The organism is Pseudomonas sp. FBF18 (assembly GCF_024261405.1).
Classification (GTDB): domain Bacteria; phylum Pseudomonadota; class Gammaproteobacteria; order Pseudomonadales; family Pseudomonadaceae; genus Aquipseudomonas; species Aquipseudomonas palmensis.
This window is the reverse complement of record NZ_QKRS01000009.1, coordinates 115,683-130,503: the sequence shown is the minus strand read 5'-3', so window position 1 is coordinate 130,503 and position 14,821 is coordinate 115,683. Positions and strand designations below refer to the sequence as shown.

The following is a 14,821-nucleotide window of genomic DNA, read 5'->3' as shown; positions in this document are numbered from 1 at the left end:
GAGGCCCGGATCATCGACCCAGGCCTTCGATCAGAACGCCCAGCGCGTAGTCAGCATCAGGTTGCGCGCTTCGCCATAGTAGGTGGTGTCGAAGTTGCCCAGCCCGGCCAGGTAGCGTTTGTCGAACACGTTGTTGGCGTTGAGCGTGAAGCTCAGGTGGTCGTTGTACTGGTAGCGGCCCATCAGGTCGACCAGGGTGTAGCCACCCTGCTTGATGAAGGTGTAATCCTTCACCGTAGGGCTGTAGATCTGGCCGTAGAACGCGCTCTGCCAGTTCACCCCGCCACCCACCGTGACCTTGTCCAGCGCTCCCGGCAGGCGGTAGGTGGTGAACAGCCGCAGCAGTTGCTCAGGCTTGGTGGTGCTCATCGGCGAGCCGAAGATGCGCTGGTGGTCCTTGTCGCGAGAGCGCGCATAGGTATAGCCGGCCGACAGGTTCCAGCCCTCCTGCAGTTCGCCGGCAATCTCCAGCTCCACGCCCTCGGTGGTTGCGCCGCGGGTGGCCTTGTAGATCCCCTCGTTGGTGTTGGTGGTGCCGGTCTGCACCGCCACGTTGTCCTGCTCGATGCGGAACAGCGCCAGGCTGGCATTGAGCCGCCCCTCGAAGTAGGCCGCCTTCAGCCCTGTCTCGTAGCTGTCGCCCTCCACCGGATCCAGGGGGGTGCGGTTTGCGTCCTTGTAGGTCTGTGGCTGGTAGATCGAGGTGTAGCTGGCATACACCGAGTAGGTGTCGTTGAGGTCATACACCACGCCGGCATACGGGGTCACCACGCCATGCTGCTTGTAGCCGGCCTGGTTGTCGCTGAAGTACACCGGGTTGAGGCCGTCGTAATCGTAGTTGTCGTTGTACTTGAAGGTGCTGACGCGGGTGCCGAGGATCAGCGACAGGTCGTCGGTGGGGCGCAGGCGGGTAGCGATGTACGCGCCGTTCTGGCGCTTGGTCTGCTCGTACTTGCCGTTTTTCGGGAAGTCCGGCACGCCGATCTTGCCGTTCCATTCGTAGATGTTGCCCGGTGTGCCGCCCAGGCTGGTGTCCCAGGTGGCACCGGTCTGGCGCGAGTTGGCCGCGTTGAAACCCATCACCAGGTCGTGCTGGCGGCCCAGCAGGGTGAAGGGGCCGGACAGGTTGATGTCGGCCGTGTTCTGCACCCGGTGACCTTCCCAGCGGCCCCAGAACATGAACATGCCTTCGCCCGTGGCACGGTCGGGATTGCCGCCGCTGGCCGAGGCCAGGCGCGTGTCGTGGTCGCTCTGCAGTTGGTTGACGCTGAGCTTCAGGCTCCAGTCGTTGGCCAGCGCCTGCTCCAGCGAGGCGAAGTAGGTGCGGTTCTGGAAGTCGCGACGGCTCCAGTCGGCCCCCGGGTTGAACCGGCGCGAAAAGTCGGTGCGTCCGCCATCGGCGAAGTACACCGGGTTGCCGGTCCAGGAGGTGCCGCGCGGGGTGGTGGTCTGCTGGTCGATACCCACGCTCAGCAGGGTGTCGGGGGTGACGTCGACTTCGAGGATGCCGTAGTACACCTCTTTCTTCTGCTGGTAGTGGTCCTGGTAGCCCTTCCTGTCCTGCTGCGCGCCGACGAAGCGCCCGCGCACGCTGCCGCTGTCGTTCAACGGGCCGGAAACATCGCCTTCGCCGCGGTAGTCGTCCCAGCTGCCGGCGCTGCCCGACAGCGAGGCCTGGAACTGCGCGGTGGGTTTCTTGCGGATCAGGTTGACGGTGGCCGAAGGGTCGCCGGAGCCGGTCATCAGGCCGGTGGCCCCCTTGAGCACTTCGACGTGGTCGTAGATCGCCATGTCGACATGCGCGGTGCCTTCATCGTACACGCCGTCGTAGATGGTGTTGACGCCGTCGTACTGGAAGTTGGTGATGGCCAGGCCACGGCTGGAGAATTCGGTACGGTCGCTGTCGTAGGCCTGGGCGGAGACGCCGGGGGTGTTGCGCAGCACGTCGGTGATGCTCTGCGCGCCCTGGTCATCCATCTGCTGGCGGGTGACCACGGTGACCGATTGCGGGGTTTCGCGGATCGACAGCGGCAGCTTGGTGGCGGTGCGGGTGGCGGCGGTGGTGTAGGCGCCGGTGTTTTCGGTGGTCTCGCCAAGGGTATTGCTTTCGATGCTGGTGGCCCCCAGCTCGACGGCGCCGCCGTTGCCGGCTGGCACCAGCACGTAGCCGCCATTGGACTGGCGCTGGGCCTGCAGGCCGCTGCCCGCCAGCAGTCGCGCCAGGCCTTCATCGATGCTGTAGCTGCCCTGCAGGCCCGCCGATTGCAGGCCCTGGGTTTGCCGCGCATCGAACGACAGGGTGATGCTGGCGCGGGTGGCGAACAGGCTCAGCGCGGTGCCCAGCGGGCCTGCGGCGATCTGGAAGTGGGTGCTTGCGCTTTGTGCCAGGGCGTTTGACGGCAGCACCGCCAGCAACGGCAACGGTGCCAGCGGCAGGCTGAACAGGGCCAGGTGGACGGCGCGTAGCAGAGGGCGAGGCGCTCGCGGGCAAGGGGCGGACATGCAGGTTTTCCTTCGATTGGCTGGGCAGGGTCGCGGCTTTTTTTTCCGCTTTAACTGCGTAGCCGAATGAGAATGAAAATCGGCAACCCGGTTTTCGATGTTTTTTCAGACCGGCTCGACGCTCACCCAGTACCGCGTGAGGTAGCGCACCTTGACCGGCAGCGAGGTGCCCAGGTTCTGCAGGACGGTGTCGGTATCGTCGATGCGAAAGGCGCCGGACAGGCGCAGGTCGGCAATGCGCTCATCGCAGCGCAGCAGGCCGGGACGGTAGCGGCGCAGCTCGCTGATGAAGTCGGCCAGGCGCCACTCGATCACGGTCAGCATGCCGTCGGTCCAGGCACCGGTGCCGGGGGCCGCGCTACCGACCGCTCCGAGCTGATGCGCGTCGAAGCTCACGCTTTGCCCGCTGTCCAGGCGCAGCACTTGCCCGGGCTGATCGGCGGGGCGGACCTCCACGGCGTGCTCCAGTACGCTGACCCGGCTCAGGCCGCCCTCGCTGTGCACGCTGAAACGGGTGCCCAGGGCGCGGATGCGGCCTTCCGGGGTTTGCACCAGGAAGGGCCGGCCTGCGGCGTCGGCGGCGGTTTGCACCATGATTTCGCCGCTGTACAGGCGCAGCAGGCGCTGCTGGCCGTCGAATTCGATATCCAGCGCGGTGTCGGTGTTGAGTTCCAGTTGACTACCATCGGCCAGTGTCACGTGGCGGCGCTGGCCCTTGCCGGTACGCAGCCCGGCCATCAGCTCGCGGCCCGTGTCGCTTTCGCGCACGGCCCAGCCGGTGATGCCCACGCCCATCAGCAGGGCCAGGGTCTTGAGCACGGCGCGGCGTCGCGCGCGTACGCCGGCCAGGGTCGGCAGGGCCACGTCGGCGGGCAGGCGGCCAAGCTGGCGCTGCAGTTTTTCCACCCGCGCCCAGGCCTGGGCATGGGCCTGGCTCTTGCCCAGCCAGTCCCGCCAGGCCTGCACCTGGGCCTCGCTGGGCTGCGCGGCATTGAGCTTGACGTACCAGCTGGCCGCCGCCTCCAGGGTTGAGTAGTCCAGGGGCTGGGCCATGTCAGTCGTCCGTCAGCAGCAGGCAGTGGGTCATGGCGCGAATCATGTGTTTTTTCACCGTGGTCACCGACACGCCCATGCGCTCGGCGGTGGCCACGTAGCTCAGGCCCTCGAGCTGCACCGCCAGGAAGATCTGCCGGGTGCGTTCGCCCATGCCGTCGAGCAGGGTATCGACGGCCACCAGGGTTTCGAGAATCAGCAGGCGCGTTTCGGGCGACTCGACGACGCGCTCCGGGCGGGTGGCCAGTTCGGCGAGGTAGGCCTGTTCCAGGGCCTTGCGGCGAAACTTGTCGACCATCAGCGCATGGGCGATGGCGCCCAGATAGCTGCGCGGTTCACGAATGGTCTGGGCATTGCGTGCGGTCAGCACCCGGATGAAGGTGTCCTGGGCAAGGTCTGCGGCATCGCTGGCGTTGCCCAGGCGCGCGCGCAGCCAGCTTTTCAACCAACCGTTGTGTTCGCTGTAGAGCGCGTGCAGGGCAGCGTGATCGGGTGCGGGCATGGCGCGGAGGATACTGAGTAATTGATAATTAGTCGCATTATTGTGGTTTGCCGGCGGATTGTGCAAGTGCTGGTGCTTGACCTGCGTCAGGCACGGGCGAAGACTGGTTGACCCTTTACAGACACGAGCGAGGCGCTTCCCATGAGCCACAAGGCCATTTACGTTCAACCCGGCGGCGGATATGACAAGGTGCAGGTGGGCACGTGCGAAGCGCCGGCGCCGCAGGCGGGCGAGATCACCGTGCGCCTGCGTGCCAACTCGCTCAACTACCACGACTTTGCCGTGGTCAGCGGCATGTGGGGGCCTGCCGAGCCGCGCATTCCGATGGCCGATGGTGCCGGTGAAGTGGTGGCCGTGGGCGCCGGGGTCAGCGAGTTCGCTGTCGGTGATGCGGTGGTCAGCACCTTCTTCCCCGACTGGCTGGATGGCGCGCCGCTGATCGAAGGCTTTGCCACGGTGCCGGGCGATGGCATCGACGGCTATGCCCGCGAGCAGGTGACGGGCCGTGCCACTTCGTTTACCCATGCGCCCAAAGGTTGGAGCCACGCCGAAGCGGCCACGCTGACCACTGCGGGCTTGACCGCCTGGCGTGCACTGATGGCCGACGACGCACTCAAGCCAGGCGACACGGTGCTGGTGCAGGGCACCGGTGGGGTATCGATCTTCGCCTTGCAGTTCGCCAAGCTGGCGGGCGCCACGGTGATCGCCACCTCCTCCAGCGACGCCAAGCTCGAACGCCTCAAGGCCCTGGGCGCCGACCACCTGATCAACTACCGCACCACTCCGGCCTGGGGCGAGCAGGTGCGCAGCCTGACCCACAATCGTGGTGTGGACCATGTGATCGAGGTGGGCGGCCCAGCCACGCTGGAGCAATCGATGATTGCCGCGCGCATTGGCGGGCACATCTCGTTGATCGGTATCCTCACCGGCGTAGCGGGGCAGTTGCCGCTGGTGCAGGCGCTGGTGCGCCAGTTGCGCCTGCAGGGGGTACTGGTGGGTAGCCGTGCCCAGCAGCAGGCCATGGTGCGTGCCATCGACGCCAACGGCCTTCGCCCGGTGATCGACAAGCACTTTGGCCTGGAGCAGATCGCCGATGCGTTCCGCTATCAGGAAACCAACCAGCATTTCGGCAAGATCGTGCTGGATATCTGAGGCACGCCCCGACACGACAAAGCCCGCTTCTGGCGGGCTTTGTCGTGTCTGGCGGTTGAGGTCAGAAGTCGTAGCGCACGTTGGCGGTGAAGGTGTCGGCATCGAAGCCGCTGCTGGTCAGGTAGTTGTACGACCCGCCCACGCTCCAGGCACCGACGCGGTAGGTTGCGCCCAGGCCAAGCTCGTAGCTGTCGCGCGCTGGGGTGGCGCCGCGGGTGGTGAATGGCGTGCCACCCAGCACGAAGGTGGAGGTGGTGCCGGCCTTGTCGCCGATGAAGTCATGCCAGGCCATCAGCTTGGCTTCCGGCTCCAGGCTGCCCACGTCCAGGTCGAAGGCGGCTGCCAGGCGTGCGCCCAGGCCCATCTCGCCGATTTCGTAACGCTGGCTGCCGACGTTGAGCGCCGCCGAGCTGCCTTTTTCACGGTACGAGTCGATCGAGACGTTGGCGTAGCGCGCGCCGATCTGCGGCTCGAGCACTACCTGGCGGTCGAGCTGGAAGGTGTAGCCGGCCAGCGCGTTGACGCCGAAGATCTCGCTGTCGTAGTCGGCCTTGGCGCGGCTGCCGGCGATGTAGCGTTTGGACTCGTTGTCGTTCCAGCCGTACATCACCGAAGCGTCGACGAAGTAGTTGTCGAGGGTCCAGTTGCCGTACAGGGTCAGGGCATGGCCGCTGACATCGGTCTTGTTGCCCCGGTCGGATTTGACGTCGCTTGTCAGGTAGCTGTACGCCAGGCCCACGGTGGTATCGGGGTCGAGCTTGCCGTCGGCGCCCACGGCGATGCCGTTGGTGTTGGCATCGTAACCGTCGATACCGTGGCGACGATCCTGATCGGCATCGCTGGACAATGCCTGCACCCATACGCCAGTGCCCGACAGGCCTTCACCGGACGACAGGCCGTTGCGGGCATTGCTGGAGCGGCGGGTGACGGCGTTGCCCACCAGGGTCTGGCTGCTGGTGGCGGCATTGATCACGCCGCGGCTGACATCCGGGGTCAGGGTTTCGGCGAGACTGGCCAGTTGCGCATCGCTGCTGGCGTTGGCGAAGGCCTGGAATACCGGATCGCTTTCGCTGAGCTGGCCCATCACGGTGTTCTTGAACGGTTGTATGGCATTGACCGCATTGCGCGAAGCACGGGCGCCGAGCAGGTTCTGCTCGATCGCTTCATCGCTGCGGGTTGCGACCAGCGCCTTCACATCCTGGCCCTCGATGCCGAAGTTTTTCACTTCGAGCAGCGCCGAGGACGAGACCACCGACAGGTTCTGCGCCTCTTCCCAGGTGCCGGAGTTCAGCAGGGTGTAGCGGGTGCCCTGGGCCGGGGTGCGGAAGTCGTCGGAGCGGGCTTGCAGCTCGATCTGGCTTCCTGCGGAGAAGTAGGTGTTGCCGGTTACCTTGAGGATCGGTGAATCGGGCAGGGTCGTGTTGTCCAGCAGCAGACGCAGGCGTGCGGTGTCGCTGTCGAGGTCGAGATCGCCGTCCAGCGTGGTGTGCGGCGCCAGCAGGGTGAGGGTGCCACCGTCGATGTCCACGTAGCCGGCACGGATGGTCGAACCGTCGAAAGCCACGTCGCCTTTGACCAGCACGCCACTCAGCCCCAGCAGATCGCCTTTTACCTGGCCGCCGGACCAGTAGAAGTACGACTGCGCGTTGCTGTCTTCGGCCAGAATCGCCGCAGTGCCGCCTTCGAGCAGGCCGGCGGTCTGGGTGATCGAAAACAGGTTGCTGCCGCTCAGGTTGACCAGATGGATGCCGATGCCATCTGCCGAAATGGTGCCGCTGTTGTTGATGTTGCTTTTGTAGGGCGGGGTGATGGACCCGCTGAAGACGGCATTCTCGACTTCGATACCGGCCGAGTCGGCGCCACGCGCGGTGATGGTGCCGCTGTTGATGATGCTCGACTGGGTGGAGGTGATCATCATGCCGTTGGCGTTCTGGCCCGTCACGGCAATGCTGCCGCTGTTGATCACATCACCGGCAATCTTGGCCAGGTACAGGTCCAGGCCCATGGCGCCTTCGCCGGTCACGTTGATGCTGCCCTGGTTGACCAGGTTGCCGCCGATGCTGGAATCAAGGGTGAGGGAAATGGCCGAGGGAATATCGGTGGCACTCGCCGCGCTGAGGTTGATCGCGCCGCTGTTGGTCAGGTTGCCCAGCACGGTGACATCGATCAGCTCGACGCCGGCGTTCTGCGATGTGCCGCTGAAGGTAGCGCTGCTGAAGGTATCGCCGTTATTGCTGTAGGCACCGGAGCTGAGGTCGTGATTCAAGTCGATAGCGGGCGAGGCATTGGCCGTGGCTGTAGCAGCGGCAATGGAAAGCGCCAGCAGTGAGCGGCGCAGCGATGCAGTATTCAAGAGGGTGTCCCTTCCAGGGTCGGAAACCGACGCGGGACAACCAGCGCATGCTGCGTCTGTATCGGCCATCCCTGCCGGCTTGTCAGTGAGTGCTGAATCAAGCGCTGGGTACTGTACAGGATGGTTGTAGGACAATTCAGCAGCAAAAGCCGGGTAGGCTGCTTTTCACGGAAAAAATGTGAATCAGCCTGCATCTGTAGGGAAAACAGGCAGATTGGCGGGAATTTAATGGGTCGTGTGGGGTCGACCGGTGTCGTCCTGGCGAAGGCCAGGACGTCTTGCAACCGCAATCAGGCGAAGCTGATGTTGATGCGCTGCTGGCCGTAAACGACTTTGGCGGCAGAGATCAGCTGGTGCGGGATCTCCACGAACGGAATGTCGGAGTTGGTCAGGGCGATGTCCACCAGTTGCACCATGATCGAGTTCTTGCGCACCAGGATCACGTCCGACCAGTCGGTGTTGGTCATGGCCAGCGGGATGAAGTCGGAGCGCTTCATGAAGCTGCTCAAGGCTTCGAGCACGCCCAGGTTCTGCTTGGTGCCGTTGGGGCTGTGGCAGCAGTCGTTGAGCAGGATGAAGCCATCCGGGCCGACCAGTTCCTGGTAGTACATCAGGTCACGCAGGATGAATTCGTACTGGTGGCTGGCATCGATGTACACCACGTCGAAGGTCTCGATGCCGGTACGCGGTTGGATCGCGTCGATGGCGCTGATGGTGTCGGCGCGGATGACTGTGACGTTGTCCTTGTCGGCGAAGCGGTCCAGGCATTGCTGGTAGAGGTTGTCGAAGGTGGCCTGCTCATGCATCGGGCCGCCGTAGTAGTAGGCGTATTTCTCTGGCGGCTCGACCCATGGCGGCAACTGGTCGAATGGGCTGTAGTCGTCATTGGAGGCAGGGCTCCAGCTGTCGATCAGCACCATCTTTTCCGGGGTCAGGGCCTGGTAGAGCTTCATCGCGTTTTCGCCGCGCAGCACTCCCAGTTCCGCCACCACCGGCTGCTTGCCATAGGCGGTAAACACCGCGTTGAGTACGTGATAGAAGGTTTCACGGTAGGTTGTGCAGACTTTCATCGGTGACCTGCTCTGCTGCTAGTTCGGTTGCCAAGCATATCGGCCTGGCAATCGATTTCGAGAGGGCCGGTTCGATGCAATTTGTGACGCGCCCGATCAGCGCGTCACTGTCGATTGCTCAAGCCTGGGCCAGGCGGCCGACGCGTAGCCAGCCAAGCACGACCGCGCCAATCAGCAGGAAGCCCAGGTAGCCGAACAGCGGGTAGACCTGCCCCACCAGGCTGACGAACCCGACCAGGCTGCCAACGAACGCAAGGGCGCCAGCGGCCGCCGAGCCGATGCGGAATGTGCGGGTGCCCGCTGGCAGCAATCGCGCCGAAAAGGAGTACAGGGTGCCAACGGCGGTGTTGAGGATCATCAGGAAAATGACCACGGCCATCACCAGGCCAAGCACCGGTGAAATCTCGGTGGCGATGGACAGCATGGGCATGGGCAGGTCGGCCACGCTGTCCAGGCGCGACAACAGCCCCAGGCTCATCACCAGCATCAGCACCCCCAGCAACGCGCCGCCGAAGATGCCACCCCAGATGGCGTGCTTCTCGGTCTTTGCGGTGCCGCCCATGATCGACAGAAAGGGCACCCCGGCCACGATGTTGTAGGACACGTACAACAGCGCCCCCAGCAGCCAATGGCTGGCGCCGGCGTCCTGCTGGCTGGCCAGTTGATCGAGCTCGCCGAAACTCAGGCCTCGGGTGGCCACACCATACAGGGCCACCGCTACTGCCGTGAGAATCAACAGCGGGGTGGCGGCGCCGATCATGCCAATCACCTTCTGCACATCCAGGCACACGATGGCGACCACGATCACGGTTACCGCCAGGCTGCCGAACAGGGCCGGGATGCCGAACTGCTGCTCCAGCAGGGCACCGCCACCGGCCAGCATGACCACGGTTACCGCAAACATGAAAAAGGTGATCATCAGGTCGACGAAGGCACCCAGGTAGCGTCCGCACAGGGCGTTCACGACGTCTTTATGGGAGCTGGCCCGCAGGCGGCTGCCCATGCCTGCCAATGCCATGCCGAGAAAGATGAACAGTGAGGCGCTGACCACTGCCCCGAGCAATCCCCATACGCCGAAATCGACGAACATCAGCAGCAGTTCCCGACCGGAAGCGAACCCGGCGCCGACAATCACACCGACGAACGCGCCGGCTATTTTCAGGCTCTCTTTCATGACGATTTCCCTCGAATTATTGTTGTTAGGGCTTATGGGGCGGGCCACTTTCCGTGGCCATGCCGGGGCATCGCAGTGGCAGGCGGCAAGGGTGTGCTAGCGGGCGCCGACCCAGGCCTGGACTTCGATCTCTACGTCGACCCCCAGTGCCAGCTGGCTGCCGCCGACCGTGGAGCGCACCGGAAAACCATTGACGAAGTAGCGCTTGTACACCTCGTTGAAACCGGCGAAATGTTGCATGTCGGTCAGCCAGACCGTGGCCTTGACCACCTGATCGAACCCCACACCGCACTCGGTCAGGGTTTCGCCGATACGGCTCATGACCGCCTCGGTTTGCTCGCGGATATCCCCGAGCACCACGTTGCCCTGTGGGTCCATTGGTACCTGCCCCGAGAGAAACAGGAAATCGCCGACACGGATGGCCTTGGAGAACGGGTAGGGCAGATGGCTGGGGTAACGCTGCAGTTGTTCGGACATGGCATTGAACCTCGTGGGTGATGAATGATTAACGCAAGCGGGCAGGTGCCAGGCGCTGTGGCTCGACACCTTGATGAAGCAGTGTTTGGGGCAGCGGCTGATCGAGCAACTGGGCGCAGGCCAGTTGCGACACGCCGGCCGCAGACTGGATGCCATAGCCGCCCTGTGCCGCGAGCCAGAAGAAGCCTTCGCGGTGATTGTCCCAGCCGACCACCAGGTCGCCATCGGCGACGAACGAGCGCAGGCCGGCCCAACTGTGACGCGGACGGCGGATGGTCAGAGAGGTGGCGGCCTCGATGTGGTAGATGCCGGTGGCGATGTCCAGCTCTTCGGGCATCACGTCATGGGGCGGCACGGGGTCGGCGTTGGCCGGGGAGCCCAGCAACTGGCCGGCATCGGGCTTGAAGTAGAAGCTTTCGTCGATGCCGATCACCGTGGGCCAGCGCGAGAAATCCATGCCCTGGGGGCCGTCGAAGGTAAAGGCTGTGCGTCGGCAGGGCTGCAAGCCGATGGGCTTCACGCCGCACTGCTGCGCAACCTCATCAGCCCAGGCGCCTGCGGCATTCACCAGCGTGCGCGCGCGCAACTGGCGACCGTCGGCCAGGGTCAGGTGCCAGTGACCGCCTTCGCGCGTGGCGACGCTCAGTTGCGCATCGCATTGCAGCACACCACCGGCACGGCGCGCGGCGCGCAAGAAGCCCTGGTGCAGCGCATGCACGTCCAGATCGCGGGCATCGGTTTCGAGCATCGCGCCAACCATTGCCTCCGGGTTCAGGCACGGCACCAACGCGAGCGCATGCTCGGTATCGATCAACGAAACATTGCCAGCCTGTGCTGCACCGGCAGCGAAGGTCTGTTCCAGCAGAGGCTGTTGCCCCTGGCCTGCGACATACAGGCAACCGCGAGGCTCCAGCAGCGCATGCTCGGTGAAATCAGCGGGCGGTTGCTCATAGAAAGTGCGGCTGGCGCGGGTCAAGGCCTGGATCTGCGGTGTTCCGTAACTTTCCATGAACATGGCTGCGGAGCGGCCGGTGGCGTGATAGCCCGGCTGGCTCTCGCGCTCGAGCACCACGACCCTGGCTTGCCCAGCCAGGCGATAGGCCAGAGAGGCCCCCGCTATACCGCCGCCAATGATGGCGAAATCGAAACATTCGCTGTCGTGCATACCGAGGTGCCTCCTGTTCCGAGTGGGAGAAGCAATGTCTTCGCCGCTGTTCTTGTAATTCTCAGATACGAGAAATGTAAGATATGAGAATTTTCCAGTCAACCTATTACCTTGAGGTATTATTTTTGGCCCTTGCCCGGCTTGGCCCAAGGCATCGTTTCCGTATGGCAGAGAAGTTTGCATGAGCTCCGATCCAGTCTCGCGTTCCCCGGCCCACCCCTTGATAGATCGCGCCCAGGTGGGTGCCCGTCTTCGTGTCATACGCAAGAACCAGAAGCTCACGCTCAAGCAATTGTCCGAGCGTTCAGGCGTGGCGCTGTCGACCCTGTCGAAGATGGAGCTGGCGCAGGTATCGGTGAGTTACGAGAAGCTGGCGGCGGCAGCGCGGGCATTGGGTGTGGATATCGCCCAGCTGTTCAGCCCGGCCAAGGTGAGCGTGGGTGCGGTACAGCCCACGGTGGTGAGCACGGCCATCGATACGGCGGCGGGTTACAGCACGGGCAACTACGAGTACCACCCGATGGCGGGGGATTTTCCCGGGCGCAACATGACGCCGATGTATGCCCGCATCTGCGCGCGTGAGATGAGCCAGTTCGAAGACTACATTCGCCACCCCGGGCAGGAGTTTGCCGTGGTGCTTTCGGGCCGTGTGCGCATTCAGTTCGAAACGGGTGAATCCGTCAGCGTTGGTTGCCGGGAGACGGTGTATTTCAACAGCGCGATCGGGCACATCTACCTGGCTGAGGGCGAGGCGGGGAGTGACGCCGAGGTGATGGTGGTGATGACGGAGGTCTGACCTTGTGCTCGGCAGGTTCCGAAAGCCATGGGGGGAGTGCCCCATGGCTGGCCGTTCAGGGGGTTAGCGCGACGCCCAGGCGTTGAAGCGTTGCTCCAGTTGTTCGCCATGGTCGGCCCAGAACAGGGGGTCTACCGGCACCTGCTGGGAAAGGTTCGCTGGCGCGGTGGGCAGTTCGGCGATGCGGTCCTTGTCGAGCAGTTGCATGGCCTGCAGGTTGGCGGCGCCGTAGTCGATATGTTCGGCGAAGCTTTTCTGTTGCGCGGGGTCGAGTGTGAAGGCAATGAACTCGCGGGTTTTCTCCTGGCGTGAAGCGCCCCGCGGGATAGCCCAGGAATCGAACTCGTAGAGGCCGCCGGACCAGACAATGTCCAGGTCGTACTTTTTCTTCTGCTTGGCCGAGAGGCGGCCGTTGTACACCGAGCTCATCACCACATCCCCCGCGGCGAGATACTGAGGTGGCTGGGCGCCGGCTTCCCACCACTGGATATGCGGCTTGATCTCATCCAGCTTGGCGAAGGCGCGGTCCTGGCCTGCCTTGGTGGCCAGCAACGTGTAGACGTCAGCGTGCGCTACCCCGTCGGCGATCAGGGCGAATTCCAGAGTCGATTTGGCCAGCTTGCGCAGGCCGCGCTTGCCCGGGAATTTCTCCACATCCCAGAAATCCTTCCAGCCGGTGGGGGCTTGCTTCAGCTTGCTGGTGTTGTAGGCCAGCACCGTCGAGTACACCAGAAACCCTATGCCGCAGGGCTGGATGGCCCCGGGAACGAAATGCTTGGTATCGAGGCCGATCTGAGCTGGGTCCAGCGTCTCGAACATGCCCTCTTCACAGCCCCGGGCGAGCTCGGCGGACTCCACCTCCACGGCATCCCAGGACACGCTGCGGGTATCGACCATGGCCTTGACCTTTGCCATTTCGCCGTTGTACTCGCCGGAAATGATCTTGCTGCCCCGGGCTTGTTGCCAGGGCTTGTAGAAGGCCTTTACCTGGGCCTCCTTGTTGGCGCCACCGAAGGAGACGATGGTGAGGTCGGCCGCGAGGCCGTGACTGGCAGTGACTATCCCCGTTGCGAGTGCTGCGAATTTCAGAGCTTTGATCATTATTGTTATCTCCTACTGTTCAAGGGTGATTGCACATCACTCGAGACACCGGGATCAATCGGTCCTCCCAGACGAGAGACATCCGGTTCTCGTTCCATGCGCTGCAGGGCAAACCGCACAGCCAACAGCAAGGCTCGCCACGCAGCGCAGTGTTCTCCTAAGGTGGTTTTGTGGTGCCCTAAGGTTTCATGGGGGTAAGGAGGGTAAAAGCTGACTTTTTCGATTCTTGGATTGGGGTTTACTAAACTATGGGGGAGGTGGGGGGGCTTCGGTTTTTTATGGATGGAGCTTTGGTGTTTATTCGATTTTCAGGCTTAAAGAAGACGTTTGAAGAGGTCTTTTATATTTTTGATGTGCCGGGGTAATCTGAAATGATTGGATAATGTATTGAAATAGTTGATAAAAATCAGTTTTGATTTCTGGCTGGAATACCTTTTGGAATACCGGCTGGCTGGATTTGAGCTCAGGATCCTGTGGTGCTCCTTGAGGCTGGCCTTTTGGTCTTTGTCGGTGGAGCGGTTTCAAACATCGGCGAGGTATAAGCCAGCGTCAGTCTCCCTCCTCACCAGGTTCTCAATGATTTGAGCGCGTTTCACGCCATGCGTCTCAGCTAGCGCGTCAAGCTGAGCGATCACCGCTTTTGAGAGCATTACGTTGACCTGCTTCTTATCTGCGCTGCGTTCGTCGAACTGCTTACGGTTCCATCGCTTTTTGATCTCTCGAATCATCGCTGCCCGTTCGTAACGGCCCAAATCAGCCTGGTCGAAGAACATCAACAGCTCTTGGTGGTTGCTGATTGGCGCTTGCCTGGATAGCGGTGACAGATGCTTCTTCTCAAGCCATTCCCAGGCGCAAGCACAGCGCCTTTCGCTCTCCTTCTTATCAGCAAACCACTCGAACTCGACGTCCTTAGCCTTGTGCCTACGCCAGTCCCGGTGAAGGTCATCGACCTGGGACAACTTCTCGGTAATATCGACATCCCAAAGGTCGATCATGGCGATGAGGCGATCCCTGCCAGTGAGGTGGACTAGACCGCGATGCAGGCGCCGGTCAGTCATCTGTTCGATCTCGCGGATCAGCCACCGGTACTGCCGTTCATCCTCTTCGATCCAGTCCAGCTTTTCGTTTGGCAGTAGGAATCGGTCCTTATGTCTAGGGATGCGGGACTGGAAGAGCCTCTGGCCCCTCAGGGCCCTGGCTATCTCGTCACGCATGGTGAGGCCATTGCAGGTTCTGAGATCAAGCCTGGCTTCTCTGTAGTAGTAGAGGAACTGTAGTGGTCTAATGATTCCGGACACCCATTTAGGCGAAAATGCTCGCCATAGAGAGGTGTCTGATGACCAAGCAACGTCGTACCTTTACCCCAGAATTCAAGCGCGAAGCTGCCAGCCTGGTGCTCGACCAAGGCTATAGCCATATCGATGCCGCCCGTTCACTTGGGCTGGTGGAGTCGGCCCTGCGTCGATGGGTCAACCA

The 14,821-nt window shown here is 62.8% G+C and carries 13 protein-coding genes; 3 read left to right on the top strand and 10 right to left on the bottom strand.

From position 1 onward, the window contains the following. Positions 1-30 precede the first annotated feature (30 nt). The 3 genes from DN387_RS15795 to DN387_RS15785 all read right to left on the bottom strand — a co-directional run bounded on the left by DN387_RS15795 (position 31) and on the right by DN387_RS15785 (position 4,057). A complete protein-coding gene (locus tag DN387_RS15795) occupies positions 31-2,502 on the bottom strand; it encodes a TonB-dependent receptor (RefSeq protein ID WP_082405793.1) in 2,472 nt (823 codons plus the stop codon). A 105-nt stretch (positions 2,503-2,607) separates the two neighbouring features. Further along, complete coding sequence (locus DN387_RS15790) at positions 2,608-3,555, bottom strand: FecR domain-containing protein (protein WP_054916362.1); 948 nt, start codon at positions 3,553-3,555, stop codon at positions 2,608-2,610. Between the two features lies 1 nt (position 3,556). Then, positions 3,557-4,057, bottom strand: coding sequence for a sigma-70 family RNA polymerase sigma factor (locus DN387_RS15785; RefSeq protein WP_043863856.1), 501 nt, complete (start codon positions 4,055-4,057; stop codon positions 3,557-3,559). A gap of 141 nt (positions 4,058-4,198) precedes the next feature. On the opposite strand from DN387_RS15785, the gene DN387_RS15780 reads away from it, so the two are divergent. After that, the gene (locus DN387_RS15780) at positions 4,199-5,209 is read left to right on the top strand and encodes an NAD(P)-dependent alcohol dehydrogenase (protein ID WP_054916363.1); all 1,011 of its coding nucleotides are present in this window, start codon (positions 4,199-4,201) and stop codon (positions 5,207-5,209) included. A gap of 61 nt (positions 5,210-5,270) precedes the next feature. Here DN387_RS15780 and DN387_RS15775 read toward each other — a convergent pair whose 3' ends face one another. The 5 genes from DN387_RS15775 to DN387_RS15755 all read right to left on the bottom strand — a co-directional run bounded on the left by DN387_RS15775 (position 5,271) and on the right by DN387_RS15755 (position 11,448). Then, entirely contained in the window at positions 5,271-7,562 is a 2,292-nt protein-coding gene (locus DN387_RS15775; protein ID WP_054916364.1) for an autotransporter outer membrane beta-barrel domain-containing protein, read from the bottom strand. Between the two features lie 290 nt (positions 7,563-7,852). Beyond that, positions 7,853-8,632 carry a class I SAM-dependent methyltransferase gene (locus tag DN387_RS15770; RefSeq protein ID WP_043863851.1) on the bottom strand — a complete coding sequence of 260 codons (780 nt, stop codon included), beginning with the start codon at positions 8,630-8,632 and terminating at the stop codon, positions 7,853-7,855. 118 nt (positions 8,633-8,750) lie between these two features. Continuing rightward, on the bottom strand, positions 8,751-9,806 hold the full coding sequence (locus DN387_RS15765; protein ID WP_043863850.1) for a membrane protein: 1,056 nt from the start codon (positions 9,804-9,806) through the stop codon (positions 8,751-8,753). A gap of 96 nt (positions 9,807-9,902) precedes the next feature. Continuing rightward, a complete protein-coding gene (locus tag DN387_RS15760) occupies positions 9,903-10,283 on the bottom strand; it encodes a RidA family protein (RefSeq protein WP_054916365.1) in 381 nt (126 codons plus the stop codon). A gap of 28 nt (positions 10,284-10,311) precedes the next feature. Beyond that, entirely contained in the window at positions 10,312-11,448 is a 1,137-nt protein-coding gene (locus DN387_RS15755; RefSeq protein WP_054916366.1) for an FAD-binding oxidoreductase, read from the bottom strand. Positions 11,449-11,629: 181 nt separating this feature from the next. On the opposite strand from DN387_RS15755, the gene DN387_RS15750 reads away from it, so the two are divergent. Next, positions 11,630-12,244, top strand: a complete 615-nt coding sequence (locus DN387_RS15750; RefSeq protein WP_054916367.1) for a helix-turn-helix domain-containing protein — start codon at positions 11,630-11,632, stop codon at positions 12,242-12,244. A gap of 63 nt (positions 12,245-12,307) precedes the next feature. On the opposite strand, the gene DN387_RS15745 is transcribed toward DN387_RS15750, so the two are convergent. After that, complete coding sequence (locus DN387_RS15745; RefSeq protein ID WP_043863846.1) at positions 12,308-13,345, bottom strand: ABC transporter substrate-binding protein; 1,038 nt, start codon at positions 13,343-13,345, stop codon at positions 12,308-12,310. A 521-nt stretch (positions 13,346-13,866) separates the two neighbouring features. Continuing rightward, positions 13,867-14,559, bottom strand: coding sequence for a hypothetical protein (locus tag DN387_RS15740; protein ID WP_236171705.1), 693 nt, complete (start codon positions 14,557-14,559; stop codon positions 13,867-13,869). A gap of 122 nt (positions 14,560-14,681) precedes the next feature. On the opposite strand from DN387_RS15740, the gene DN387_RS15735 reads away from it, so the two are divergent. Next, positions 14,682-14,821, top strand: a 140-nt coding sequence (locus DN387_RS15735) for a transposase (protein WP_254506137.1), incomplete at its 3' end; no start/stop codon positions are given.

Coding starts and splice junctions, on each gene's coding strand:
- DN387_RS15780 (WP_054916363.1), top strand. CDS start 4,199: ATGAGCCACAAGGCCATTTACGTTCAACCCGGCGGCGGATATGACAAG.
- DN387_RS15770 (WP_043863851.1), bottom strand. CDS start 8,632: ATGAAAGTCTGCACAACCTACCGTGAAACCTTCTATCACGTACTCAAC.
- DN387_RS15740 (WP_236171705.1), bottom strand. CDS start 14,559: ATGCGTGACGAGATAGCCAGGGCCCTGAGGGGCCAGAGGCTCTTCCAG.
- DN387_RS15765 (WP_043863850.1), bottom strand. CDS start 9,806: ATGAAAGAGAGCCTGAAAATAGCCGGCGCGTTCGTCGGTGTGATTGTC.
- DN387_RS15795 (WP_082405793.1), bottom strand. CDS start 2,502: ATGTCCGCCCCTTGCCCGCGAGCGCCTCGCCCTCTGCTACGCGCCGTC.
- DN387_RS15750 (WP_054916367.1), top strand. CDS start 11,630: ATGAGCTCCGATCCAGTCTCGCGTTCCCCGGCCCACCCCTTGATAGAT.
- DN387_RS15760 (WP_054916365.1), bottom strand. CDS start 10,283: ATGTCCGAACAACTGCAGCGTTACCCCAGCCATCTGCCCTACCCGTTC.
- DN387_RS15790 (WP_054916362.1), bottom strand. CDS start 3,555: ATGGCCCAGCCCCTGGACTACTCAACCCTGGAGGCGGCGGCCAGCTGG.
- DN387_RS15785 (WP_043863856.1), bottom strand. CDS start 4,057: ATGCCCGCACCCGATCACGCTGCCCTGCACGCGCTCTACAGCGAACAC.
- DN387_RS15755 (WP_054916366.1), bottom strand. CDS start 11,448: ATGCACGACAGCGAATGTTTCGATTTCGCCATCATTGGCGGCGGTATA.
- DN387_RS15745 (WP_043863846.1), bottom strand. CDS start 13,345: ATGATCAAAGCTCTGAAATTCGCAGCACTCGCAACGGGGATAGTCACT.